Below are 24742 nucleotides of genomic sequence, written 5' to 3'. Positions count from 1 at the left end.
TGCTGCGCTATACTGACGGTAAAGACAGATTGTATCCGAGGTGATTCGATGCGTAAAAAAGTCAGTCTGCTGCTGGGTGTAGTGATGCTGGTAGCAGCTATGATTATTGTGAATGCGGTGTGGAGTCCTTTTAGCCCTTCAACTTCCGCCATGTCAACGGATGAAGTGGTGGAGGAGGTGCTCTCCCAATATCCTGGCGGCGAAATAACGAAGACCACGCTGGATGGCGAGGTGTATCGATTGGAGCTACAGTCGGCTACCGGAACGTATGAGATGACGGTGGATTCCCGCCAGGGCGATATCGTGTCCATCCAGCAGCTGAATGAGAGGGCTTCGCAGCCGCCCACCGAACCGGTTGAGCCCACGGAGCCGGATCCAGATACTCCTCCTTCCGAGCCAGCGGATCACGGTGACAAGAAAGCAACAGGGGGAACGACGGGCGGGGAAAGTGGAAATGGAAGCGGCACTTCGGAACCGCCTGCAACGATGATTACCAAAGAATATGCGATCAAGCTTTCTTTAGAGAAGGTACCGGGAACGGTGGAAGACGTGGAATATCGCGAGAACAAGAGCAGTCGTTACTACCTGGTGGAGATCGAGCGGGAAGACGGACGTGAAGCGACCATTCAAGTCCATGCGATTACCGGCAAGATCATGACGGTGACTTGGGATGATGAGGACGATTGATGAATAGATGAGAGGTCCTGTCCGTGTTTTCTCATCGTTTTCTAATCTTTCTCTCTGAAAGCTCTCATGTTGAGAGAGTATATTGGGTTTGTAGAGATCAACAGGAGAGAATCATGAGGAGGCGTAAGATGATGAAGAAGAAAATATGGTGGGCAGGCGCACTGTCCATAGCCATCGCGGCAAGTGGAGTATACGGCTATAACGCTGTACAGGCGGCAGGATCCGGACAGACGACTGCAGTGGGAACTCAAGCAGCAGCGAAGCAGCAGCAGCAGCTGATCGGAATGGAGAAAGCAGAACAATTGGCACTGGCTGCTGCCAATGGCAAAGTGGAGAGCATGGATATAGACCGGAAAAAGGGCAAACTGGTGTACGATGTGGAGATCCAGCAGAATAACCGGGATGTGGATGTATGGATTGATGCCTATACCGGCAAATCCCTTGGCGTAAGAGTGGACCGGGATGACGATGATGATCGTGACAACCTTCCAGGCAATCTGATCGGTGCCGGCAAGGCATCCGCTATCGCCGTTAAACACGTTAAGGGCGGGACGGCTGTGGAAGTGGATCTGGACCAAGATGATGGCAGATGGGTGTATGATGTCGAAGTGAAGACAGCAAACGGATCATCCGACGTAGAAGTCCATGCGGTCAGCGGTAAAGTGATCAAGGCAGAGTATGAGAAATACGACGACCATGATGACGACGATGTCCATGATGACCATCACGATTGGGATCATGTCGATCACGACGATCACGATGGGGATGACGACTAAGTCATTCTCTATCTATATGGGATAGCATTTATAAGCGAACAGGCGGATCATTTTCTTCCAGCCTGTTCGCTTTTTCCATTGTATTTTACATAATAAGCATGGCTGGAATGCAATTGCTTGTTATCCGATTGCGGATTGCCCTCATATTTCATGTGAAATCAGGGGAAATTGATAAGGCAGCTCCTCTATACTTATGAAAGCAAGTCCAAGGATAGATGTTTTTACCAGCGTTAAAGGTTATAATGGAACCAGACAACGACCGGGAGGGATATACCGTGAGTGATCTTTTTAAGAAAGCAATCTCGTTAGGATTGGGCCTTACCGTGGTCAGCAAGGAAAAAGTTGAGAAAATCGTGGATGATCTGGTCAAACGCGGGGAGCTTGCTCCTGCGGAGTCCAAGGCGCTTGTGAACCGTCTCGTCGAACGCGGCGAAGAGGAGCAGTCGCAGATCAAGACCTATATTTATGAACAGGTGCAGCGTGTATTGTCCGATCTGGATGTTCCCAAAGAGAGTGATGTCGCCAGCCTGGAACAGCGCATTGCTACTCTGGAGAAGAAGGTTGTAGAACTGGAAGGATCGCGGCAGGAATAGATGGCGGTCCGAATCCGACATGCCGGACGTTACCGGGAAATCGCCATGGCGCTCATGCGTCATGGCTTTGGCTATATGGTGGAAGAGATGGGACTGTTTCATGTTCTGTCGCTGCCTGTTCGCTGGAGTTCCAGGGAACAGCCGGAGACGATTACGCTCGGGGAACGCATACGGCGAGTGCTTGAGGATCTTGGCCCCGCCTTCGTAAAGCTCGGACAGTTGGCGAGTACAAGATCGGATCTGCTGCCAGACCATATTATCCAGGAATTGGTGAAGCTGCAGGAGCGGGTACCTCCTTTTTCTTCCGTGAGCGCACGGGAGCTGATTGAGCAAGAGTGGGGTATGCCGATCGATGAGGTGTTGAGTGAGTTTGAAGACAAACCGCTGGCCGCTGCCTCGATTGGACAGGTCCATGCCGGGAAGCTGAAGTCCGGAGAGCATGTTGCGATCAAGGTACAGCGACCCGGGGTAGCGCGAATAATCGGGCGTGACTTGGAGATATTGCGGGATTTAATCTCGATTGCCGAGCGCCACTGGGAATGGGTGAAGCAGTACCGTGTGGACCGGATTGTTGACGAATTTGCTAGAGCGATGATGGCAGAGCTGGATTACAGCCATGAAGCCCGAAACGCAGAGAAGATAGCCTCCCAGATGTCGGAGCACGAATTTATCCGCATTCCGCGGATTTATTGGGAGTACACGTCTTCCAAAGTGCTGATGATGGAGTATGTCGATGGCCTCACTTTAAGCCGGAGGCAGGAGATCGTGGACAAGGGACATGATCTGAAGGCGATCGCTGAACATTTGATCGATGGCATGCTGCAGCAGGTCTTTATTGAGGGATTTTTTCATGCCGACCCTCATCCGGGGAATTTACTTGTCAGGGAGGACGGCAAGCTGGTCTTTCTGGACTTTGGGCTGGTGGGTCACCTCAGTGAAGATATGAAGGACCATCTGTCCGGGCTCATTATTGCCTTGATGCGGCGGAATTCGGAAGGGATGATCCGGGCGATTTCCAAAATGGGATTGATCCCGGACGATTGCGATATGGATTCGCTCCGGTCGGATATGGACCGGTTGCGTGGAGAGTATTATGATGTGCCGTTCGCACAAGTGCGGATCGGCAAGGCGTTGACGGATCTGTTTGCCGTTGCCCAGCGGCACGGGATTATGCTGCCGCCCGATTTGACGCTGCTTGGCAAGTCATTGCTGACGCTGGAAGGTGTCATCGAGATGCTGGACCCGAACCTGAGCATTATCGACATGGCGGAGCCTTTTGGCCGAAAGCTATTGAAGAAGCGGTATAATACCCGCCGGATCGGCAGGAAGGTGCTGGATGGGGTGAGCGGACTTGCCGAGAGTTTGCTTGAGCTGCCCGGACAGGCCAGGCAGCTGTCGGCTCTGATCAGCAAGGGGAAGCTGCGGGTAGAGATCAGTGTTCCGGAACTGAAAACCCTGATGCGCAAGCTGGATCAGGTCAGTAACCGGCTCTCCTTCAGCATTGTGCTTCTGGCTTTCAGCATCATCATGGTGGGTCTGATTATTGGTTCATCGCTGAGCCGGGAGCCGATGATGCTGTGGAGTTTCCCCGTGATTGAAGTTGGATTCATTGTAGCCTTGCTCATGGTTGCATGGCTGCTGTATGCCATTTTCAAATCCGGCAGGTTCTAACCGGCAGACTCCGTTCTTGCCCGCTTGCGCTGCTGCACCCAAGTCTGGACTCCGATGAGGATCCACTCTATGAGGTGAAAGAATACGGCAATGAGAAGCGCTTGCAACCAACCGCCGACAGGAATGCCGGGCATGATCAGGAACGCTATGTACAGCAGAACCGTGTCGGTCACGACTGTAACCGCCTGTTTAATATAGATGGAGGTATCCTTGCGAAGCAGCAGCCTTAGCAGGGTGATGATCAAAGGATGAAGGATACCTTCGAAGATCAGGAATCCAATCAGGATGGTAAGCGAGAAGCTGAGCCATACGCCCTGACCGTCGTAAGCCAGGATTTCACCTGGCCCCGATGGATCCGACATGGGGAACCACCGGGCATATAACATCGCGAAGAGTTCTAACGGTATAATGATAAAGGCCGACAACAGCGGGATAAGCCACAGCTTCTTTCGGAAGGGGACGATAGGCTCCCCGTCGCGTCGTGAGATATAATTCATCATCAGATTGATCAGGCCGAACAAGACCATCAGGATGAGTGCTGACAGGATGATCTGTAGGGTATGCATATCGGGGACACCTCCTCGCTGGTGTAAACTGGATATCTATATCATTGACATTACCAAAGTCAGGGTCTTTTGTCAGTTGAAAAGAAATACAACGAAAACGTTCCGTTCTACTTAGAACGAATTCGATCGACATTTTGTTGGGACTTATATGTAAGTATGTTTGTTTGCTATATCCAATCGATCTGACGCGACAGATGCTAAATAATTTAAATGAGGTGGAACGTTTGCCGAACTTTCAACAGCTGGGCATTGACGAACAAAGAGTACGGAAACTGAAGGAGCAGGGAATTGCGGTGCCGACTCCGGTACAGCAAGAGAGTATCCCGCCGCTGCTGCAAGGAAAGGACGTTATCGCCCGGGCGAAGACTGGCACTGGCAAAACGCTGGCTTTTATGCTGCCGATTCTGCAGCATATCGATCCCAAGCGGGCGTACCCGCAGGCGCTCATTATTGCGCCGACACGGGAATTGGCATTGCAGATTACGGAAGAAGCCAAGAAGCTGACGGCCGGCGAGCCGGACGGGATCAAAATCCTGGCGGTCTATGGTGGTCAGGACGTGGAGAAGCAACTCCGAAAGCTCGAAGGCGGACGACATTTGATCATCGGAACACCGGGCCGATTGCTGGATCATTTACGCCGGGGCACGCTTGAGCTGGGCGGCGTGAAGCAGCTGGTGCTGGACGAAGCCGACCAGATGCTGCACATGGGTTTTCTGGATGAGGTCGAGACACTGATCCATGCACTTCCGTATCGGCGCCAGACGATGCTCTTCTCGGCCACGATGCCTGCCGGCGTGAAGCAGCTTGCCGGCAGCTATATGAATGAACCTGTCGATATCGTCATTAAGGGGGCTTCCCCGATCCCGCTGGAGCAGATCCAGCAGGTTGTGGTCGAGTGTACGGACCGCTCCAAGCAGGATGCGCTGCGTGCCATGATCGAGGAGCATAACCCTTTTCTCGCGATTATCTTCTGCCGGACGAAGCGCAGAGCAACTATATTGAATGAGGCGCTGCTGGCCCATGGGTATCAATCGGACGAGCTTCATGGCGACCTGTCTCAGGCGAAACGGGAAGCGGTGATGAAGCGATTCCGGGATGCCAAACTCCAGCTGCTGGTAGCAACGGACGTTGCCGCAAGGGGGCTTGACGTTGAGGGCGTGACTCATGTCTATAACTACGATATGCCTCATGATGTTGATAGTTACATCCATCGTATCGGACGGACCGGACGGGCTGGGGGGAACGGGATGGCTATCACGTTCGCTGCCGGTAAGGATCTTAACGATCTACAGCGCATCGAGGAAGGGATCTCCCTTCGCTTGAAGCGCGTGCGCTATGATTCCAGTGCAGGAGGCCTTCGGGAAAGCACCGGCGGCTCAGGCAGGGATACGGGCAGACCGGGAAAAGCAAGAAACATCTCTTCGCTTGAATCTGATCAAGAACGTGGTCAAGGCAGAAGCCGGGTAGATCGCGGTACGGGTTCCGGGCGGAGCCGCGGTAGCGAGCAGGGTAGAGGAAGAGCCGGATCGTCACGCAGAGATGAGCGTGGCTTCGGACGGGCTGGAAGCCGCGACGGTCGTCCAGGCGAGGGACGCGGACCATCGTCGGCTGGAGGTCGCAGCAGTGGCAGTCGTGACGGCGGGCGTGCAGGCGAAGGCCGTGGACAGTCACAGGCCGGAACACGTGGCAGCAGCAGCAGCCGTGGACAGTCCAGAACCGAGGGTCGGGGAAATCAAGGCAGTCGCGGTGGACAAGGCGGTACACGATCTTCCGAAGGCCGCGGTGCAAGAGGCCAGAGTGGTGGACGGCGCGGTGGCCGCAGCCGCTAGCAGGTACAGGAGATTTTTGGAAGGCATCTGTTTCAAGCCGGAAAATCCCGTTTAAGTAGAGAGCGTTACCCAGTCAATGACAAGGAGGCGTTACCATGTCTGAACATAATCATGTAGTGAACAAGAACGGTGAGCTGGATGTGAGTAAGGTCAGTGACGCGATGGACCGGATTGATGATGGGGAGAAGGAGAGGATCCTGGCCGATTTTGATGCCTTCCAATCCTATTTGAACAAGCGAATTCAGCTTGCCGAGAGCATTGGGTTGAATGAAGAGCAGCTGGCGCAGGCAGCAGAGAAGGTAGCTGGCTATCTGGCTGCAAATGAGGAGCCCCGGAATTCCGAAGAGAAGCTTCTTCAGGAGTTATGGAAGGTTGGAACCCAAGCGGAGCAGCATCAACTGGCTCATCTGCTTGTGAAGCTGGCTCAGAAACGTACGGCTCCATAAGGCAAGTATGAGATGGAAATCCTTCCCGGCCAACTTGCCGTGGAAGGATTTTTGGGTTCAAGAGTAGTAATTAACATACTTATAGGGATGTAGGGATTATATTAATTTCTATACATAATATGATGCATGCAAGCTAGAGCTGCTTGTCCGCCCCCTGGCTTCGGTATCCGGGTGAGGTGCATCGAAAAGGTATCTAGGTGCAACGAAAAAAAACCAGGTGCAACGAAGAGGTATCTAAGTGCAACGAAATCGCAGTAACGATGGCCAGAACCCCGCCGAACGCCGAGGCTAACGGACATCAGATACGTTATTTCCCTGTTATGAGGTCAATTTATCGTAATTACGGACACCACAGCCGTTATTTAGCGTGGAAACAGCCAAAATATTATCTTTTTAGATGAATAACGGATCTCCTGTCCGTTTGTTTCGCTAAAAACCCCATTTTCTACGAAATAAAGTCTCCTGAGTCCGCTAGACTTTAAGTGAACGCAGGACGCAGCTCCATCGCTCGGCAAGACTTACAATTACCGCTCTACTGTCGCACTGCCGGCGCACGCTCTACCGTTGGCCTATCATACTATTTGGTACATCGTGCGAACTGCTGCCTATATGATCTACAATGTCTTCATTTCATGTGAGCTTTAGAAATAACGAAGAATATGAGGGGGAGTTGCTTGAATGTCTCTGGTGATTCATGAGCAGAGAAAGCCCAAAATGCAGCCTTTTTATTGGGTGATTACATTTGAAATGCACGTGCTGGGCATACTGCTTGGCCTGGCCCTGACACTGGGTCCTTTGATGTTACTGTACCTCTGGACCAATGTCTGGACCTGGATGAGTCTGGCGGCTATACCCGCCGGTATCTTCATGATGATTCGTCTGTCCAGAAGCCTGAAAGGGCATATCTGGAACAATACGCATCTGGACGAGTACTTGTTATTCGAAGATCATATTGAGTACGAGAGATGGGACCCGGAAACGAAAGACTCCCTGAAGGGGAGCCTTAGGATCGGTGACATCAAGGAAATATACTATGGGCGATACATCTTTCAATTCAGCTATGCTTATAAGAAAAGCAAAATGACCGAATCCGTGCCTAGTGCGGAGTTAATGCCCATTATGTACCTCGTCGCGGGAGAAGGTCAGACGGAACGGGCGGTTGCCATTCCATTCACGGATCCGATGGAGGCGAATCGTTGGCTAGAGGTTATCGGCAGAAGGGACATTCCCTTATATCTGACGTCCATCATCATTCAAGATCTGGGGGATGAATCGGTTGCGTCTTTGCTTCGCGAGGATGAGGATTTAGAGCGTTCCGAATTTGATGGCAATATGGAGCGGCAATTCCGGCCTTACCTGGACCGTCTGGTGCAGGAGAACGAGGAGGAAGACCGGGAATTGACAGAGGAGGAGCTTAATCAGCTGGAATACGAGATGAAGCTCCTCGAATACGAAGAGGCGCTGCAAAAGCGAAGATCGGCTTTCCGTGGAACCGGTTTGCTTGCGTGGCTGATTTTTCCGGTTCAGTTCGCCATCGGTTTTTGGCTGACGCGTCAGGCAGAGCTGGGGAACGCGGACCCGGAACAGCGGCTATACCCTATTCTGCTTGTTGCACTCTCCGCGATCCTGTTCTTCTTCCTGGTGAAATGGATGCGCTGGCTCCAGATCATCATGTTCTCATTGGTTACCTTTATATCGTTTATGTTCTTGGACTTTTCCGAGATCGAAACGGATCCCTCGTACCAAATGTCCAGCATGCTCCTTGCTATAGCTATGCTGTCACTGCCTGTGGTTGGTCTTTTCTATTTGGGTATCCGGTATATCCGCAAAGGAAGGGATGCGAAGAATCTGCCGCCGATGCCGGGGCCGTATCAGTCTCTCCCTGATAAAGATAAGGTGGGGATCCAGTCCGGAGATCATCTGTCAACTTAATACAAAAGCGAGAAAAACGCGCCCTTCACATTTGAGGGTGCGTTTCGTATCGGTACCTGTAGGTTTCCATAGGCTGACTGGTAAAGGTGGTGTCGAGCTTCTTCTTCTCGCCAGGGGCAAGGGTTACGTTCTTGTACATCTCGGTGAAAACTTCCTCATCGTTCTGATCATATACGAACAAGGTAATGTGACCACGAAATGTTTGGCTCTCGTGGTAGTTGCCGGCATAGATCACGATGTCCGCATCATCCTCATTTTTATAGGCTCCAGCGTGGACCAAGATGTAGTCTTTAAAGCTTTGGAGCTCGGAACTAATCTTCTTGTCCTCAAAATTCTGATCCAAATCGGTCAGCATCGTTTCTTCTTTGTAAAGGGATTCCTGGGTGATCAGGCCAATGGGGATCGTCAGTATAAAATAAAAGGCCAGCGTCGATAGCCCAGTGCTGCGCAGCACGGTCTTCCGGTCATACCCCCCTTTGATTAAGCCGATGAAGGCAATCAGGGCCAGGACAATGACAATGAGATGCCATGGGGATATAAACATTTCGGGATACAGTTTCATTTCTTTTCCTCGCTTACTGTTGTTGAAATACGGAATCGTGCAATATTTTTCCAAACCTTAAATCATTACCCTGCTTACTTGCTGATTAAACAGCTGTTATTAGTCTATGTAAATCTTGTTTAAAGAGGTTATACATTCATCATAATGGATTTGCGGGCGACGGGGGTAGAGGTCTTGGAACTGAAATTTGGTTTAGGGCCATTTATTCGATATGATGGAGGGAGATTGGCTAGGCTGTTGCGCTTGAAAAGCATGCCATCCATTCAAAACAAGCCGGGGAGGAGATTCGAAGATGTCAGTTTATGAATATCATGCAACCAATACCAAAGGTCAGGAAGTCTCGCTCGATCAGTATTCAGGCAAGGTTCTGATTATTGCAAATACGGCAAGCCAGTGCGGACTTACGCCGCAATACGGAGAGCTTCAGCAGCTGTATGACCAATACAGCCAGCAAGGGCTGCAGGTTCTTGGCTTCCCGTGCAATCAGTTTGGCGGACAGGAGCCGGGTACAAGTGAAGAGGCCGAATCGTTCTGTCAATTGAATTATGGTGTGAATTTCCCAATCTTTGCGAAGATTGACGTCAATGGGGAAGAAACGCATCCGTTATTTCAATATTTGAAATCCGAGCAACCAGGACCGAATGAAGGCGGAGAGATCGCTTGGAATTTCACCAAGTTTCTGGTAGACCGCGAGGGTAAGGTGGTTCAGCGGTTCGAACCGAGGGATACGCCGGAATCGATGAAGAGTGCCATTGAATCTCTGCTTGGTTAGTAACAGGAAGTAACGATTACATAACAGGGCTGTTTTCTTTGGGGGATTTCCCTCTGAGGAGAACAGTCCTGTTTTTCTTGGACACCACTTCGGTTATCCGGATTAATTGAACAGTATCTTAGAAAACACTGAGCGTAAGTATCATTCCGTTAGATCAGGAGAAGCAAGATCCTTCAAGGCAGCACGTATAGGATAGATGATTCTTGAATCAACTTCATGAGGCGGGCACTTATAGCTTACCCTGATACCGAACCCGTATTCTTGGTCAACTTCTTTTATCATTATAACCATGTGAAATTATGAACAATGTGTGAATAACGCGATTGCCTATTGAACTGTGAAATTAATCACATTATAATAAGAGCATGAAGTGAAAACATTCACAAATAATATTACCAGTCACCACATTCATGCTCAACAAGCGTTACCAAGCATGAATCCAGGCAAAAGAGCTCATCTTAATCAAATATAAAGCTTCATACTTGGAGGAGGAAAAACCATGAAAGTAGCAGTTATCGGTTGTACCCATGCAGGAACGGCCGCCATCGTGAATACCGCCAAACTTTACCCAGAAGCCCAGATCACCGTTTATGAACGCAATGATAACATCTCATTCCTGTCTTGCGGCATCGCGCTTTACGTTGGAGGCATTGTAAAAGACCCTGACGGTTTGTTCTACTCTTCACCTCAGAAGCTCGACGAGCTGGGTGTTGAAACCAAGATGAAGCATGAGATTATCTCGGTGGATACGGATAAGAAAAGCTTGAAAGTTCGGAACCTGGTTACAGAAGAAATTTTTGATGATACCTATGACAAATTGATTATTACAACCGGATCATGGCCTATCGTGCCGAAACTTGAAGGCATCGATCTCAATAATATTCTGCTCTGCAAAAACTACAATCATTCCAATGCGATCATTGAAAAAGCGCAGGAAGCGAAACACATTACGGTTGTCGGAGCCGGTTATATCGGCGTGGAGCTTGTTGAAGCCTTCCAGCAGAACGGCAAGCAGGTTACGCTGATTGATAGTGCCGACCGCATTCTAAACAAATATCTGGACCCTGAATTTAGCGGCAAGATCGAGGAATCCTTCCGTGAAAAAGGGATTGAGATGGCCCTGGGTCAGACCGTGACTTCTTTCCAAGGCGAGAATGGCAAGGTGAACAAGGTCATCACTGATAAAGGTGAGATCGACACGGATCTGGTGATCCTTTGCATCGGCTTCCGTCCAAATACGGAGCTGCTGAAGGGGCAAGTGGATATGCTGAAAAACGGTGCCATCATCGTGGATCAATATATGCAAAGCAGCAAGCAGGATGTATATGCAGCAGGCGATTGCTGCTCCGTACACTATAACCCGACGGGTAAAATGATGTACATTCCACTGGCAACTAACGCCGTCCGGATGGGAACACTCGTTGCACGCAATCTTGTGCAGCCGACAACCCCATATATGGGAACGCAAGGTACGTCGGGATTGAAAATATACGAACACAACATTGCCTCGACGGGATTGACCGAAGGAGCCGCCAAGGACGAAGGCTTGAAAGTGGAGACGGTCACCATTACGGATCATTACCGTCCGGAATTCATGCCTACCTTCGAAGAGGTTACGCTGAAGGTGGTATATGAGCAAGACAGCCGCCGGATGCTTGGTGCACAGGTCATTTCCAAAGTGGATATGACGCAATCCATTAACACGCTGTCGGTATGCATACAGAATCGGATGACGATTGATCAATTGGCATTCATCGACTTCTTCTTCCAGCCGCATTACAACAAACCGTGGAATTTCCTTAACACGGCTGGACTGCAGGCATTGCCGGCGATCGAGACGAAAACACCGGTGCATTCGTAAGCCATTCGTAATCCATTCACGAAGAAGACTCCCTAATTTGGGGGTCTTTTTCGTGTTTTTGAAGGAATATGGATTTTGACAGCGAATTGGAAAATATCCGGACATGTAGATATCGACTTTCAGGAGGTAGGATAAAGTATGAATAAAAAAGTAATGCTGGCTTCGGCTGTGTTGTTCTCCATGCTGCTGACGGCTGCTTGTTCCAATGATCAGGCTGATCCGCCCGCAGAAACTCCGCCGGCTGTTGTGGATAGCGAGGGGACAGGTCAGACGGACACATCTGAAGAGCAGCCGCCTGCAGAACCAACCCAAGAGGAGGACCAACCGTCCGACAACGCAGAGGTGAAGCCGATCGGCGAATCTGCCGGGGTGGGCGATACGGTGGATTATCACGGCACGGTCATTACGCTGAACAGCGTGCGCGAATCCGAAGGGGACGAGTACTTAAAGCCCCAGCCGGGACATACGTTTAAAGTGGTTGACATTACCGTGAAGAACAATGGCCAGGAGCCGCTGGTCATCTCTTCCGCGTTATCTTTTTCCCTGACGGATTCGAGTGATCTTAACTATACGGTTCCCATTACGGATGATGTGAAGATGCTGGACGGCACCATTGCCCCAGGCGGTGAACTGACAGGAGAAATTCCGTACGAAGTGAAACAGGGGGTTACGGGGCTGCAGCTGAGTTATGGCGATCCGATGAAAGAAGGAAGAGCCATTTGGGCAGTGGAATAAAAAAATATTATATTTGTTTCGGGATGTACGAGTAATGAGAGGATTTTGCTTAGGCAAAGTCCTTTTTTCTATGTCATTGTCAAGGCGTCGCTTTACATGGGGGAATGTTTTCGGTATGATTAAACCGTACAGTCGGTTTTTTTATTTGGAGTGGCGTTCTTTGATTTTAAATTCATTTTGATTACAGGAAACAGATTTCTGCTTACTGATTGCGGACTATTATTTCCAAGCAAGGAGTGCTTACACCGATGTCTTCAGAAAAAGCGCAGCGAAAACGGGACATGATTCTGGATAAAGCGAAGGAGCTGTTTATCCAGCGCGGGTATGCGGCAACATCCATGGATGAACTGGTCAAGTATACGGGTGCCAGTAAGGGAAGTATCTACTATCACTTTGAGAGCAAGGAAGATTTGTTCGTCAAGCTGCTGGCGAAGCAGAATCAGGAATGGATGGAAGCCTGGAACGATAAAAAAGTCCGTTACGCCAGCTTCGAGGAGAAGCTGTACGGCATTGCCGATCATATGGTCGATGACTTCCAGAATCCGCTAACCAAGATCGCGGAGGAGTTCTATATCAATCAGCCGGAGAATAAGACGATTGTGGGCGAGATGCTGGCGATTCTGCAAGGACCGCGTACGCTCTACCGCGAGATTTTGGCGGAGGGAGCGGATGAGGGACGGATACCGGCAGAAGATGTCGAGGAGATATCCGTCATTTTTGGCGCGCTTCTGGATGGAATGTCGATTTCGTACTATGAACGTTCTCAGAAGGAATCGAGACTGCTGTACCATAAGGGAGTAACTTACTTTTTAAACGGTGTGTTATCGAGTCAAGGTTCGTAATGTATTGAAGGATTTATCGGAAACGCTTCTGTCGGTTTGAACGCAGGGTGGGCGTTTCCGCACATATTATTAAACCGAATAGTCGGTTTTGCTGGAGGATGGAATATGAGGCATTTATTTGGCAACCGCGCGTTCGTGCTGCTGATGGTTTCGGATTTTATGCAAAATATCGGGATCTGGATCCGCAACATGGCGCTGTTGTTCTTTATTATGGAGAAGAGCAACCATGACCCGGTCGCCGTATCGCTGCTTACCGTGATTGAATACGCGCCCATCTTTGTGATCTCCATGATTGGCGGCGTGCTGGCTGACCGTTGGCGTCCCAAGCGAACGATGATCTGGGGAGACATTTTAAGCTTTTTATCCATACTGCTTATCCTGTTTGTTGTGTATGCGGGATATTGGCAGGCCGTGTTTGCGGTGACCCTGGTCTCGGCCGTTGTATCCCAATTCTCGCAGCCTTCGTCCATGAAGATCATCAAGCGCTGCTTACCGGATGAGCATGTGCCCGCGGCCACGGCTTTGTCCCAGACCTCGATGTCGCTGTTCATCATTTTGGGACCGATGGTCGGCACGACGATCTATCAAGCTTTTGGATTGCAGGCTTCTTTAATCAGCCTGTTGGTTCTATTCGGCGGTTCGGCGATTGTGCTGGCGTTTCTCCCTTCCAGTGTGGATGAACCATCTGAAAATTCAGAATCGACCGGTTCTTTTATGAAGGACTTGAAGGCAGGCTTCACTTACATCGGTTCCAGTCGGCTGCTGAAGGTGCTGTTGGTGGTCTACGTTTTATTGGCGCTCGGCAGCGGACTTGTTCAGCCGCTCGATATTTTTGTCATCACGGAGCGTCTACAGCTGGCAATGTCCAGCGTTCAGTGGTTCACCGCGCTAGAGGGTCTTGGCATGTTGATTGGCGGCGTGCTGGCCGCCGTGATTGCGGGGAGAGTGAAAGGCTCCTACTTGCTGTTTGCCGGGCTTGCCTTCCTCGGCCTTTCGACCTTTGTCGAGGTGCTGTCCCAGTGGCCGATCTTAACCGGTACGATGCGCTTCGTAACCGGGGTGCTGATGGCGATGGCGCAGACAGTATTGATGGCCGTGATGATGCGGCAGGTGGAAGAGAAATTCATCGGTCGTCTGAACGGCGTGATGACACCGATGTTTACCGGCATGCTGCTCATCGGCTCCGGGTTTACGGGATGGTATATGTCGGCGACCTCCATTGTCGTCGTGTATTTCACGGCAGGTGCGCTCTTCCTGCTGTCGTCCTTCATTAGCATGAAGCTTCCGATCTCGAACGTTCCGGTTCAGGAGAAGGAAACGCCTGTTAGGGTAGAGACTGCCGCCGAGGCATAGGCTGCTGGTTTTGAACATGATGGTGGTATAAAGCATAGGCTTTCCGGGTTAGAACATGATGGTTGGTTAAAGCATCAACCAAGCGGTGTCGGGATCCTCTCCGACACCGCTATTTTACATGTACCGCTCGCTCGGATTCGAGCGAATGAGTCAGGGCAAATCAAGAGCAGCCAGGACAGAGGCTGTCTTGTCCCCTCTGAGGCAAGCGATCGTGATATAATTCACGTTCTTGCTATGGAGGCTGCGGTACAATATGGGTAACTGTAAACAGAAACATCAGACGCTGCATTCGAGAGATTTCAGGACGGAATGCGGGAGAAATGGGGGAGCGGCCATGGCCTATTACAAACCTGATCGCATTGCGGAGATCACCTTGGAGAACGGGGTGAAAAAAGCACATAACTCCGCCATGAACGTGATGATATTAGGATTTTTGGCGGGTGCTTTTATTGCGCTCGGCTTTTTGCTGGATATTCGCGTAATTGCCGGAGCATCGGAGGCTTGGGGAGGCATTGCCGGTTTTATAGGCGCGGCAATATTCCCTGTCGGACTGATTCTTGTATTGCTAGCGGGTGGAGAGCTGCTGACAGGCAACATGATGGCCGTGTCCCTGGCCAGATTCAAGAAGCGGATTTCCACGAAAGAAATGGTACGAAATTTAGCTCTTGTCACGGTAAGCAATATGGCAGGGGCGTTGTTCGTCGCTTATTTCTTTGGTCACGTGACGGGTCTAACAGGCAGCGGCGTTTATTTGGAGAAGCTGGTGGCCATGGCAGGTCATAAGATCGACGACAGCTTCCTGCAGGCCTTCTTGTCGGGCATCGGGTGCAACTGGCTCGTAGCGCTCGCCGTGTGGCTGTCCTACGGATCGGATCAGATGAGTGGCAAAATTCTCGGGATCTGGTTTCCGACGATGGCGTTTGTAGCCATTGGCTTTCAGCACGTGGTGGCCAATATGTTCCTCATTCCGGCAGCGATATTTGAAGGATATTACAGCTGGGGCGAGTATCTGGTGAACTTCATTCCGGTATGGCTTGGCAATTTCGTCGGAGGCGCGCTGTTTGTGGGAGCTGCCTACGGGACCGTATATTTGAAGAAGGATGATAAGGTTGAGGTCATGCTTCGCGGCGAACAAGACGCCGCACTGCCGTCTGCGCCAACTACCGGCACTGCTCAACAGGTTCATTCTGCGCAGAATGTTTCTTAATATCCCGAAGCCTGGTAAGCGTCTAGGCGGAGGAAAAAAAGCTGCGATTGACCGCTCCCTTAAGAATAGGGATCGGATGATCGCAGCTTTTTTAACGTTGTTGGCGGAGTGGATTCCTTGTATAAGTCGCAGCGGAACAAGCCCGCTATTTTTTTAAATGGTAAGGTACTGTGGTGATAATCACATCTCTCCGATACAGTAAATGTGCGCGAATGAGCAAGCTGGACTGATTGTGCAGGAAGTTATGCCAGCCCTTCTTGGGGATGAACTGCGGTATGACAACGGTAACCTGATAGTGGGATTCGCTTGCCTTCCGCTGCACGGTATCGATGAATTTGGTCAGCGGCTGAATGATGCTCCGATAAGGCGAGTGCAGCGTCACCAGCCGGATGTCCGGCTGCCACTTCTTCCATTTTTCCTGGAAGGCCGCCTCGTCCTCCCGCTCGAACGGCACGTACACCGCGATAATTTGTCCTGCTCCCAGTGATTTGGCATAATTCAGCGAGTTCTCCACTACATGCGTGATTCCCGCCACAGGCAGAATAATAACATTTCCCTCAATCGGCTTAACCGGCTCACAGGTCGTAATTCGCAGCTGGTCTGCTACGGCCTCATAATGTTTGTGGATTCGTGTGAAGATCCAAATGATCAGCGGCAGGAAAATCAAGACGGTCCACACTTGGGCGAATTTCGTGAAAAAGAAGATCATCGTCACGATAAAGCTAATGCATGCGCCGGTGGTATTAATGATCAGCTTGACGATCCATCCTTCAGGCTTTTCGCGAATCCACTTCACCATCATCCCTGTTTGGGAGAGGGTAAAAGGGATAAACACGCCGACGGCATACAGAGGAATCAGATGCTCGGTTTTGCCTTCGAAAGCCAGCAGCAACAGAATGGAGAAGAACCCAAGTATGATAATCCCGTTTGAATATCCCAGACGGTCCCCCCGGACGGTGAACATTCGGGGAATAAATTTATCCTTCGCCAGATTAACGGCAAGCAGCGGGAAGGCGGAATATCCCGTGTTGGCGGCCAGGATCAGAATGAGAGCTGTTGTTCCTTGGATAAAGTAATAAAAAACGTTTCGTCCAAAGGTATGCTCGGCAATCTGGGAAACGACAGTGACTTGCTCGCTGGGGCTAACCCCATAGTAATAGGCCAGGAATACGATGCCCGAAAATAACATTGCCAGCAAGGATCCCATCGCGACCAAGGTTTTGGCCGCATTATTCGGAGCGGGATCCTTGAAATTCGGGATGGCGTTAGAAATGGCTTCAACGCCGGTCAGGGCAGAGCTGCCCGAGGCAAATGCCCGCAGGAGCAGGAACAAGCTGAGACCGGCGACAGGCGTGCCGATCGGCGTGTGAAGCTCTGGTGATGCATGGCCTGTAGCTATGTTGAATATTCCGACGCCAATCAGGATAAACAGCGCCAGTACAAACAAGTAAACCGGATAAGCCAGTATGGTGGCCGACTCCGTAACCCCTCTTAAATTGAGTACGGTCAAACATAGAACGAACACGATGGAGATGGGCAGATTGTAGGCATGCAGTTCCGGAAAAGCCGACGTGATCGCGTCCGTCCCCGCCGATACGCTGACCGCAACCGTCAGGATGTAGTCGACCAGCAGGGAGCCGCCAGCGACCAATCCTGGATACATGCCTAAATTCCGTTTGGAAACCACGTAGGCTCCGCCGCCATGCAGATATGAGAAAATAATTTGTCTATATGATAGGATAAGTGCCAGCAATAAGACCAGGACCCCGACGGCAATCGGTATGGAATACCAATAGGCAGCCGCGCCAACGGTCATCAAGACGATCAGAATTTGTTCAGGTCCATAGGCCACGGACGACAAGGCGTCGGATGAAAGGATGGCCAGCGCTTTGGTTTTGTTCAGCTTTTGCTCGCCCAATTCCGTTGATTTAAGGGGTCTTCCGATGAGGAATCGTTTGATAGAAGATAACATGTTTTTCACCGCCGATTAAGAATAGGTACATGATGGGAACTGCTTGAAGTGAGTTCAATCGGTGTGCCTCATGTGCTGGACATATGGGCTATCTCCATTCCAATATTGATTTTTGGCAAACAAAAAACACAGGTTAGAACCCTGTGTTTGATCACAAGTTCACAACCCTCTCCATCAACGCTGACGAGGTTAGCTGTCGGATTCGGGCGGTGAGAGTCGCCCTACCTGATAATAGTCGCGGCGTAAGTACGCGCTGCATCAGGATTCACCCCATAGTATGGTTGACAGATCCTATAGGTATCCATCCATACGTGTGGTTCCCCCGCTTTCCAAATTGGAAATTAAGCGAATGTCATGTGAATATGAAGAATGATTTCGAAGCTGAATAGTATATTACGCCTGCTCAAATCTTTTGTAAAACACCCTCCAACGAAAAATTAAGCAGAATTATTTATAAAAAATGACAGATAAGCGCTTACATAAATGTGTGGCTTTGACAGGCTTTGTTTTTTGCATGTTTGCTACAGAAAGCATGATTTTCTATGATGCGTAAGGGCAAGTAGCTCAGATGTGATGCGATAGACGCTGGATACAAACAAATTCGCCATGCCGGTCTCGGGGGAGGAGACATGGGCATGGCGAATTTTTTGGGAGTGGTCCATGATTTGGCAAGGAAGAGAAAGGGTCTGGGTTCCTCTTCGTTGCTCTTGATAGGAATATACCCGGAAGGAAGTAGAGTGAAACACCCGCTCAGAAAAAAATGTAAGACTTTACTGGAGCCCTGATTTTCTTTTAAGATAAGGGGATATGATTCAGCGTGTACAAGGGGGAATGGACGAAATGACTCAAGCGATGATTCATCAGGAGAATGGTGTGTTTCCGGCGGTATGTCCGTTGGATTGTCCCGATACTTGCGGTTTGCTGCTGCATAAAGAGAATGGAAAAATCGTGAAGGTTACCGGCAATCCGGATCATCCGATGACGCAGGGAGCCATCTGTAATAAAGTCCGCAATATGGCACATCGGGTGTATCATCCCGAGCGCGTGCTTTATCCGCTGCGGAGGGTAGGGCCCAAGGGTGAGGGGGCTTTCGAGCGGATCAGCTGGGATGAAGCGATTCAGGAGATTACCGGGCGCTACAAGAAGCTGATCAAGGAATATGGCTCAGAGAGCATTCTACCATACAGCTTTTACGGCAATATGGGGATATTGAGCGTGGACGGTATGGATCGGAGATTCTTCAACAGGCTGGGCGCCAGCCGCCTGAAGCAGTCGATCTGTAATTCCGCAGGCACTGCGGGCTGGAAATCCGTGATGGGGTTTAATGGAGGCACCGTCCCGGAGGAGACCGTTCATGCCGATGTCATCATTGTCTGGGGCGGTAATATCGTCAGCACCAATATGCACCAAGTAGTGCTGGCAGAGAAAGCACGCAAGGCCGGTGCCAAGGTCATTGTGATTGATGTTCATAAGAACCAGACCGGGCAATGGTCGGATTGGTTCATTCCGCTGTTTCCGGGCACGGATGCGGCACTGGCGGTCGGCCTCATGCACATCATGTTCCGAGATGGCATGGTGAATGAGGAATTCCTCCGGCAGTATACGCTCGGGCATGAAGCCTTGCGTGAGCATGTCAAAGACTATACGCCGGAGCATGTATCCTCCATTACCGGCATTCCGGTAGAGGATATCGAGAAGCTGGCCGAGCTGTATGGCCGGACCGGTACTTCTTATATTCATATTGGTAACGGTCTTCAGCATCACGACAATGGCGGCTTGACGGTGCGCAGCATCGCGGCGCTTCCGGCCTTGACCGGACAATGGCTGAAGCGGGGCGGAGGGGCTGCCAAGTCGAATGGTGGCTACAACAGCATGGACAGCGATGCACTGGAGCGTCCGGATCTCCGGCCGAATCCGGATGCCAGGACCATTAACATGAACCGGATCGGCGAGGCGCTTGCCATGACCGAACAGCCGATTAAGTCGGTCTTTGTCTATTGCAGCAACCCGCTGGTTGTCGCTCCTGACACCGGGCGGGTGCGCGAAGGGTTTGCAAGGGAGGATCTGTTTACCGTCGTACACGATTTGTTCATGACGGATACAGCCAAGTATGCGGACATCGTGCTTCCGGCAACCTCCTCATTTGAGAATACGGACCTGTTCGCATCCTACTGGCATCAGTATATCCAGCTGCAGGAGCCGGTCATTCCGGCGCTCGGGGAGAGCAAGAGCAACGTGGAGCTGTTCTCCTTGCTGGGCCGGGCCATGGGGTTCACCGACCCGGCCTTCCATGAGACCGAAGAGGAGATGATGGCAAGAGCGCTCGACTTCCCGGACAACCCTTATCTGAACGGCGTCACGCTGGACAAGCTAAAGGAACACCGCTATGTGAAGCTTGACATGACGCCGCTTGAAACATATCTGGATCGTTTGCCGACGCCTTCGGGCCGGATCGAGTTATACTCCGCGAAGTTGGAGGAAGCAGGTCTTCCGCCTCTTCCGACTTACGTGCCCTTGAAGGAAGGATATGACGGTGTAAGGCGCGGCCGCGGGCACAGATACCCGCTTATGTTCATTTCGCCGCCGAACCACAACTTCCTGAATTCGACCTTTGCGAATGTGGAGAAGCATCAGAAGTTGGAGAAGGAACCTGCCCTGCAGATTCATCCGGCGGATGCAGAGGAACGCGGTATAGTGGACGGAGACATGGTTACGGTGTACAACGACCGTGGAACCTACGAAGTCCGAGCCAAGGTGACGGATAAAATGCTGCCGGGCACCGTAGTCAGCCAAGGCTTGTGGTGGGAAGGCGAAGGCAGGAAGCAGCGCGCCAATGCCCTTACACCCGACAGGTTGTCGGACATGGGCGAAGGAGCTACCTTCTTCTCAACGGTGGTAGAGGTCAGGACTACAATAACCGGTGCTTAAAGATGAATACAAAGACTGTCTTGAAGGTCTATATGACCTGAAGGCAGTCTTTTTTTCAAGGGTTAGCATCCTTGTCGCGCAAGAAATACCTCTGCCAAATAAGGTCTGTCTACTGAGAAAGTACGTCGATAGATGGTTATTTTAATTGGCTGGAACGGATGAAACATTCAGGTAGAAGTATAAAAAATCGGGCTTTTATTATATAGCTTCAATATATTTCCATGGGTAGAATGGTACTAAGTCAATTGCAAGCGGTTTCGAAGTCGCAGATTTCAGAGAACCGGCATGTATTTACATCAATTTGTAACAGGAGGATAAATATGCCGCAAGCTACTACAGAACAGCAACCATCACCCATTTCCCGGCAGCAAAAGGTCCATAATAATAGCTTATTTAGGCGCTTAATGAAGCAATGGGATGTTCAGCTGATGGTTATTCCAGGAGTTATTCTGATTTTCATTTTTGCCTATCTGCCGATGTACGGTGTAATCACCGGATTTATGGATTACAGCATTTTTACTGGTTCACGGATTTTTGAAAATCCATGGGTGGGCTTTAAACATTTTGAGGCTTTTTTTAATGCCCCAGAGTTTGAGAGGATTATTCGGAATACGATTGTAATCAGTTTACTTAAATTCTTTATTGGTTTTCCGGCACCGATTATTCTCGCACTGATGTTGAATGAAGTTCGACATATGTTTTTCAAAAGATTTATCCAGACTATTACCTACTTGCCTCACTTCTTGTCCTGGGTTATTGTCGCGGGATTTGTAATTGCAATGCTCTCCACAGAGAATGGTAGTGTTAATATGCTGCTGCAGAGTGTGGGGGCCATTGATGAACCGATCAACTTCCTTTCTCTAAAACAATATTTCTGGACAATTCTGATTTCGGCTAACGTATGGAAAGAGATTGGTTTTAACTCGATTGTATATCTCGCCGCCATAGCCAGTATTGATCCGGCTCTGTATGAAGCTGCAGACATCGACGGGGCTAGCAAGACAAAGCAGATCTATCTAATTACGGTTCCTTCGATTATGCCAGTCGTTATCATCTTTATGATACTTGCAATCGGTAGACTGCTCGATGCAGGATTCGAGGATATCTTGCTGTTGGCCTCTAACCCTGTATTAAGGCCGGTAGCCGACGTTGTAGATACCTATGTTTATCGCGTCGGCCTAGGAGGAAATCGCTATTCTTACGGGATTGCCATCGGACTCTTCAAATCGGTCATCGCTGTCATCCTGCTTACGATCGCTAACTATGCGGCCCGAAGATCCGGTAACAGTCTATGGTAATAATCAGTAGCAATCAGGAGGTACAGCATGCTAAAAAGAATTAGCACTGGTGACAAGATCGTGCTTGTCTTGATCTATACATTTCTTACTTTATTGGCCTTTTCAGCGCTTTATCCATTCTGGAATGCTGTGGCCGTATCCTTTAACCAGGGTGTAGACACCGCTAAAGGCGGGATTACCTTCTGGCCTCGGGAATTCACACTGGAGAATTACAAAATTATATTAGATGATGACCGATTGGCTAATGGATTCTTTATATCCGTTAGCCGGACCATAGTCGGAACCGCAACGTCAATATTTATGACCGCCCTTTTGGCATTCGGAATGACTCGTACCTATTTGATCGGTCGGAACTTTTATATGGTGTTCTTGGTATTTACGATGTATTTTTCTGGAGGATTGATTCCGTCTTATCTCCTGATCCGTTCGCTTGGTATGATGAACTCTTTCTGGGTGTTTATTATTCCAACCTTAATTAGCGTGTGGAACATGATTATATTCCGAACCTTCTTTAAAGGTCTCCCTGTTGGTTTGGAAGAGTCTGCTAGTATTGATGGCTGCAGCAACTGGGGAATGTTCTTCCGGATTATACTTCCGCTGTCCGGTCCGGTAATTGCAACCCTATCATTGTTCACAGCCGTAGGTCACTGGAATGATTGGTTCTATCCTAGTATTTACATTACTAGTGATAATTTGCTTCCAATACAGACGATATTGCGGCAGACGCTGAATGCCAATATTGTAACGAATTCAAACTCAGTACTTGATAGCGCTTCTGTTATGTTAATGGAACGGTCAAAACAGATCACCTCCAAATCACTCACAATGGCGATGATGATTGTAGTGACACTGCCAATCGTTCTTGTATATCCTTTTGTGCAAAAGTACTTTGTTAAAGGTGTTCTTGTAGGCTCGCTGAAAGAGTAGTTTTAAGAACGGTTTAAGGCGAACAGCTTTGAACATATATATTTTTAGAATGAGAGGGGTTTAGTACATGAGAAAGACAAAAAAGTCTTTGCTGTTGATGGTATCTTTGATTTTCGTACTGGTCACAGCTCTGGCAGGATGCGGCGGCAAATCAGCTGAGCCAGCTCCAGCAGCACCGCCTGCAGCAAACGGCGATAGCGGCGAGAAAACGGACCCGCCAGCAGAAGGCAGTGATGAAGGCAAGTGGGTACTTGGCGAGAAGCCGCTTCAGTTTTCAGCTTATGCTCACTATGAAGGAACAGACTTCCCTAAGTGGGAAAGCGTTCCGCTTGGTAAGTATTTAAGTGAAGAGAAGCAAGTGAAAATCGATGTAATTGCGGCTAATGGAGCACATAAGCAAAAGCTGAGTGCAATGATTGCATCTGACGATCTCCCTGATTTGATCTGGACAGACCGTGACGAACCAATGATTTTAAGCCTTCAAAAAGAAGGTAAGCTCGTTGCATTCGATCCTTGGTTAGATAAATATCCTAACCTGAAAACATGGATGGGCGATCTGGATCTGCTTCGTGCTGACGATGGAAAGATTTACAGATTCCCTAACTGGTACTCATCTAATCCTTATGGTACTGCAGGTTATGTTGTTAACAAGAAAATTTATGATGAGTTAGGTCAGCCACCACTTGAAACAACTGACGATTTGTATAACTACTTGAAGATGGTTAAAGACAAGTATGGTGATACAATTGTTCCATTCGAACCGCACCGGGCGCAGGATAGACAAGGACTTGGGGTATTATATACGGCATTTGGAGAGCAATTAAGCTATTCGAACTTAAAAGCAAACTTGCTTGCTGTTCCAAAGGATGGAAAACTGACTCCGTTACTTACAGATCCAACATTCCGTGAAGCTCAGAAATATATCGCTAAGCTCTACAGAGAGAAACTTATTTCTCAAGATGCATTTAGCCAAACCGAGGATATGGTTAAAGAGAAAGTAATGACGGGTCGAGTGGCTGTATTTGCAGGTTCAAGCCCGACAGATATCGCAGCAAAAGCACAGATTGAATTAACGAAGGACGATCCAAATGGCGGTTATTTCATGATTTGGCCTATTCATAAGCCAGGATTGGATAAGAACAAGATTACTGCAGGTACTTACACGAGCTTTGGATGGAACGCTGCACATATTACTACAGCAGCCGAAGATCCAGAAGCAATCTTCGCATTCCTTGACTGGATGACCGGTCCAGAAGGTATGAACGTTCAATTCTTCGGTCCAGAAGGTAAGAACTGGAAGGGATTCGATGAGAATGGTCAACCAAATTTCACAGAAAATTATGATAGAGAAGAAGTAACAAAAATCTCAGCTGAGAATAGCCCGTGGCAGCTCGTAGGTAATACGAGTTACATTGACCCTGCTAAGTGGAAGTATATGTCGACCCTTCCTGCTGAAGAACAGCAGTGGGAAGTGCGTTACCAACAAACGGTTACTTGGCCGACACAATTAAACGTTACTGAATTTGTTGGTCTTGATGCTCCTCCAAACTCAGATGAAGATATTATTGCCAAATCTGTGGATGAATTGTTCCTCGAAATTTATGCTAACTCCGTTATGGCGAAGAGTGATGAAGAAGTAGATCAAATTCTTGATCAAGGAAACAAGAGTTTGATGGATCTGGGTTACCAGCAGCTTCTTGATTACCGTACAGCTAAGTGGCAGGCAAATCTTGAGAAACAGAATAAATAATCTTTAATCGAACAATCGTAATGAATCATCCCAAT

General features: G+C 49.4%; 20 protein-coding genes and 1 riboswitch. Of the genes, 17 read left to right on the top strand and 3 right to left on the bottom strand.

The window, feature by feature from the left end; genetic code table 11:
• The first annotated feature begins 48 nt into the window (after nt 1-48).
• The 4 genes from MHH48_RS32815 (at nt 49) to MHH48_RS32800 (ending at nt 3727) form a co-directional block, all read left to right on the top strand.
• Entirely contained in the window at nt 49-687 is a 639-nt protein-coding gene (locus MHH48_RS32815; RefSeq protein WP_076323923.1) for a PepSY domain-containing protein, read from the top strand.
• Nucleotides 688-815: 128 nt separating this feature from the next.
• Complete coding sequence (locus MHH48_RS32810) at nt 816-1463, top strand: PepSY domain-containing protein (RefSeq protein WP_256720657.1); 648 nt, start codon at nt 816-818, stop codon at nt 1461-1463.
• A 275-nt stretch (nt 1464-1738) separates the two neighbouring features.
• Entirely contained in the window at nt 1739-2056 is a 318-nt protein-coding gene (locus MHH48_RS32805; protein ID WP_076323924.1) for a phasin family protein, read from the top strand.
• Nucleotides 2057-3727, top strand: a complete 1671-nt coding sequence (locus MHH48_RS32800; RefSeq protein WP_076323925.1) for an AarF/ABC1/UbiB kinase family protein — start codon at nt 2057-2059, stop codon at nt 3725-3727.
• Here MHH48_RS32800 and MHH48_RS32795 read toward each other — a convergent pair.
• The gene (locus tag MHH48_RS32795; RefSeq protein ID WP_076323926.1) at nt 3724-4293 is read right to left on the bottom strand and encodes a hypothetical protein; all 570 of its coding nucleotides are present in this window, start codon (nt 4291-4293) and stop codon (nt 3724-3726) included. The two genes, MHH48_RS32800 and MHH48_RS32795, sit on opposite strands and share 4 nt — an antisense overlap.
• A gap of 194 nt (nt 4294-4487) precedes the next feature.
• Between MHH48_RS32795 and MHH48_RS32790 the strand changes: the two genes are divergently transcribed.
• The 3 genes from MHH48_RS32790 to MHH48_RS32780 all read left to right on the top strand — a co-directional run bounded on the left by MHH48_RS32790 (nt 4488) and on the right by MHH48_RS32780 (nt 8500).
• On the top strand, nt 4488-6122 hold the full coding sequence (locus MHH48_RS32790) for a DEAD/DEAH box helicase (RefSeq protein WP_076324080.1): 1635 nt from the start codon (nt 4488-4490) through the stop codon (nt 6120-6122).
• Between the two features lie 95 nt (nt 6123-6217).
• Complete coding sequence (locus tag MHH48_RS32785) at nt 6218-6568, top strand: DUF3243 domain-containing protein (protein ID WP_076323927.1); 351 nt, start codon at nt 6218-6220, stop codon at nt 6566-6568.
• A 678-nt stretch (nt 6569-7246) separates the two neighbouring features.
• The gene (locus MHH48_RS32780) at nt 7247-8500 is read left to right on the top strand and encodes a hypothetical protein (RefSeq protein ID WP_076323928.1); all 1254 of its coding nucleotides are present in this window, start codon (nt 7247-7249) and stop codon (nt 8498-8500) included.
• 25 nt (nt 8501-8525) lie between these two features.
• Here MHH48_RS32780 and MHH48_RS32775 read toward each other — a convergent pair whose 3' ends face one another.
• On the bottom strand, nt 8526-9062 hold the full coding sequence (locus MHH48_RS32775; RefSeq protein WP_083659735.1) for a hypothetical protein: 537 nt from the start codon (nt 9060-9062) through the stop codon (nt 8526-8528).
• A 292-nt stretch (nt 9063-9354) separates the two neighbouring features.
• Between MHH48_RS32775 and MHH48_RS32770 the strand changes: the two genes are divergently transcribed.
• The 6 genes from MHH48_RS32770 (at nt 9355) to MHH48_RS32745 (ending at nt 15832) form a co-directional block, all read left to right on the top strand.
• On the top strand, nt 9355-9834 hold the full coding sequence (locus MHH48_RS32770) for a glutathione peroxidase (RefSeq protein WP_076323929.1): 480 nt from the start codon (nt 9355-9357) through the stop codon (nt 9832-9834).
• A gap of 499 nt (nt 9835-10333) precedes the next feature.
• Nucleotides 10334-11695, top strand: a complete 1362-nt coding sequence (locus MHH48_RS32765; RefSeq protein WP_076323930.1) for an FAD-dependent oxidoreductase — start codon at nt 10334-10336, stop codon at nt 11693-11695.
• Between the two features lie 138 nt (nt 11696-11833).
• Nucleotides 11834-12430: a DUF4352 domain-containing protein gene (locus tag MHH48_RS32760; RefSeq protein WP_076323931.1), complete on the top strand. Its 597-nt coding sequence runs from the start codon at nt 11834-11836 to the stop codon at nt 12428-12430.
• Between the two features lie 248 nt (nt 12431-12678).
• Nucleotides 12679-13272: a TetR/AcrR family transcriptional regulator gene (locus tag MHH48_RS32755; RefSeq protein WP_076323932.1), complete on the top strand. Its 594-nt coding sequence runs from the start codon at nt 12679-12681 to the stop codon at nt 13270-13272.
• 105 nt (nt 13273-13377) lie between these two features.
• Nucleotides 13378-14625: an MFS transporter gene (locus MHH48_RS32750; protein WP_076323933.1), complete on the top strand. Its 1248-nt coding sequence runs from the start codon at nt 13378-13380 to the stop codon at nt 14623-14625.
• Nucleotides 14626-14959: 334 nt separating this feature from the next.
• Complete coding sequence (locus MHH48_RS32745; protein WP_076324082.1) at nt 14960-15832, top strand: formate/nitrite transporter family protein; 873 nt, start codon at nt 14960-14962, stop codon at nt 15830-15832.
• Between the two features lie 145 nt (nt 15833-15977).
• On the opposite strand, the gene MHH48_RS32740 is transcribed toward MHH48_RS32745, so the two are convergent.
• Nucleotides 15978-17804, bottom strand: coding sequence for an APC family permease (locus MHH48_RS32740; RefSeq protein ID WP_076323934.1), 1827 nt, complete (start codon nt 17802-17804; stop codon nt 15978-15980).
• Nucleotides 17805-17966: 162 nt separating this feature from the next.
• A riboswitch (cyclic di-AMP (ydaO/yuaA leader) is annotated at nt 17967-18162 on the bottom strand.
• Between the two features lie 482 nt (nt 18163-18644).
• Between MHH48_RS32740 and MHH48_RS32735 the strand changes: the two genes are divergently transcribed.
• From MHH48_RS32735 to MHH48_RS32720, 4 genes are all read left to right on the top strand, one after another.
• Nucleotides 18645-20732: a molybdopterin oxidoreductase family protein gene (locus MHH48_RS32735; RefSeq protein ID WP_256720658.1), complete on the top strand. Its 2088-nt coding sequence runs from the start codon at nt 18645-18647 to the stop codon at nt 20730-20732.
• Between the two features lie 320 nt (nt 20733-21052).
• Entirely contained in the window at nt 21053-22030 is a 978-nt protein-coding gene (locus MHH48_RS32730) for an ABC transporter permease subunit (RefSeq protein WP_076323936.1), read from the top strand.
• 27 nt (nt 22031-22057) lie between these two features.
• A complete protein-coding gene (locus tag MHH48_RS32725) occupies nt 22058-22957 on the top strand; it encodes a carbohydrate ABC transporter permease (protein ID WP_076323937.1) in 900 nt (299 codons plus the stop codon).
• A gap of 67 nt (nt 22958-23024) precedes the next feature.
• Complete coding sequence (locus tag MHH48_RS32720; RefSeq protein WP_076323938.1) at nt 23025-24707, top strand: extracellular solute-binding protein; 1683 nt, start codon at nt 23025-23027, stop codon at nt 24705-24707.
• The last annotated feature ends 35 nt before the right edge of the window (nt 24708-24742 follow it).

The organism is Paenibacillus sp. FSL F4-0100, from assembly GCF_037993005.1.
Lineage (GTDB): Bacteria > Bacillota > Bacilli > Paenibacillales > Paenibacillaceae > Paenibacillus_AQ.
This window is presented reverse-complemented; position numbering and strand designations above follow the sequence as displayed.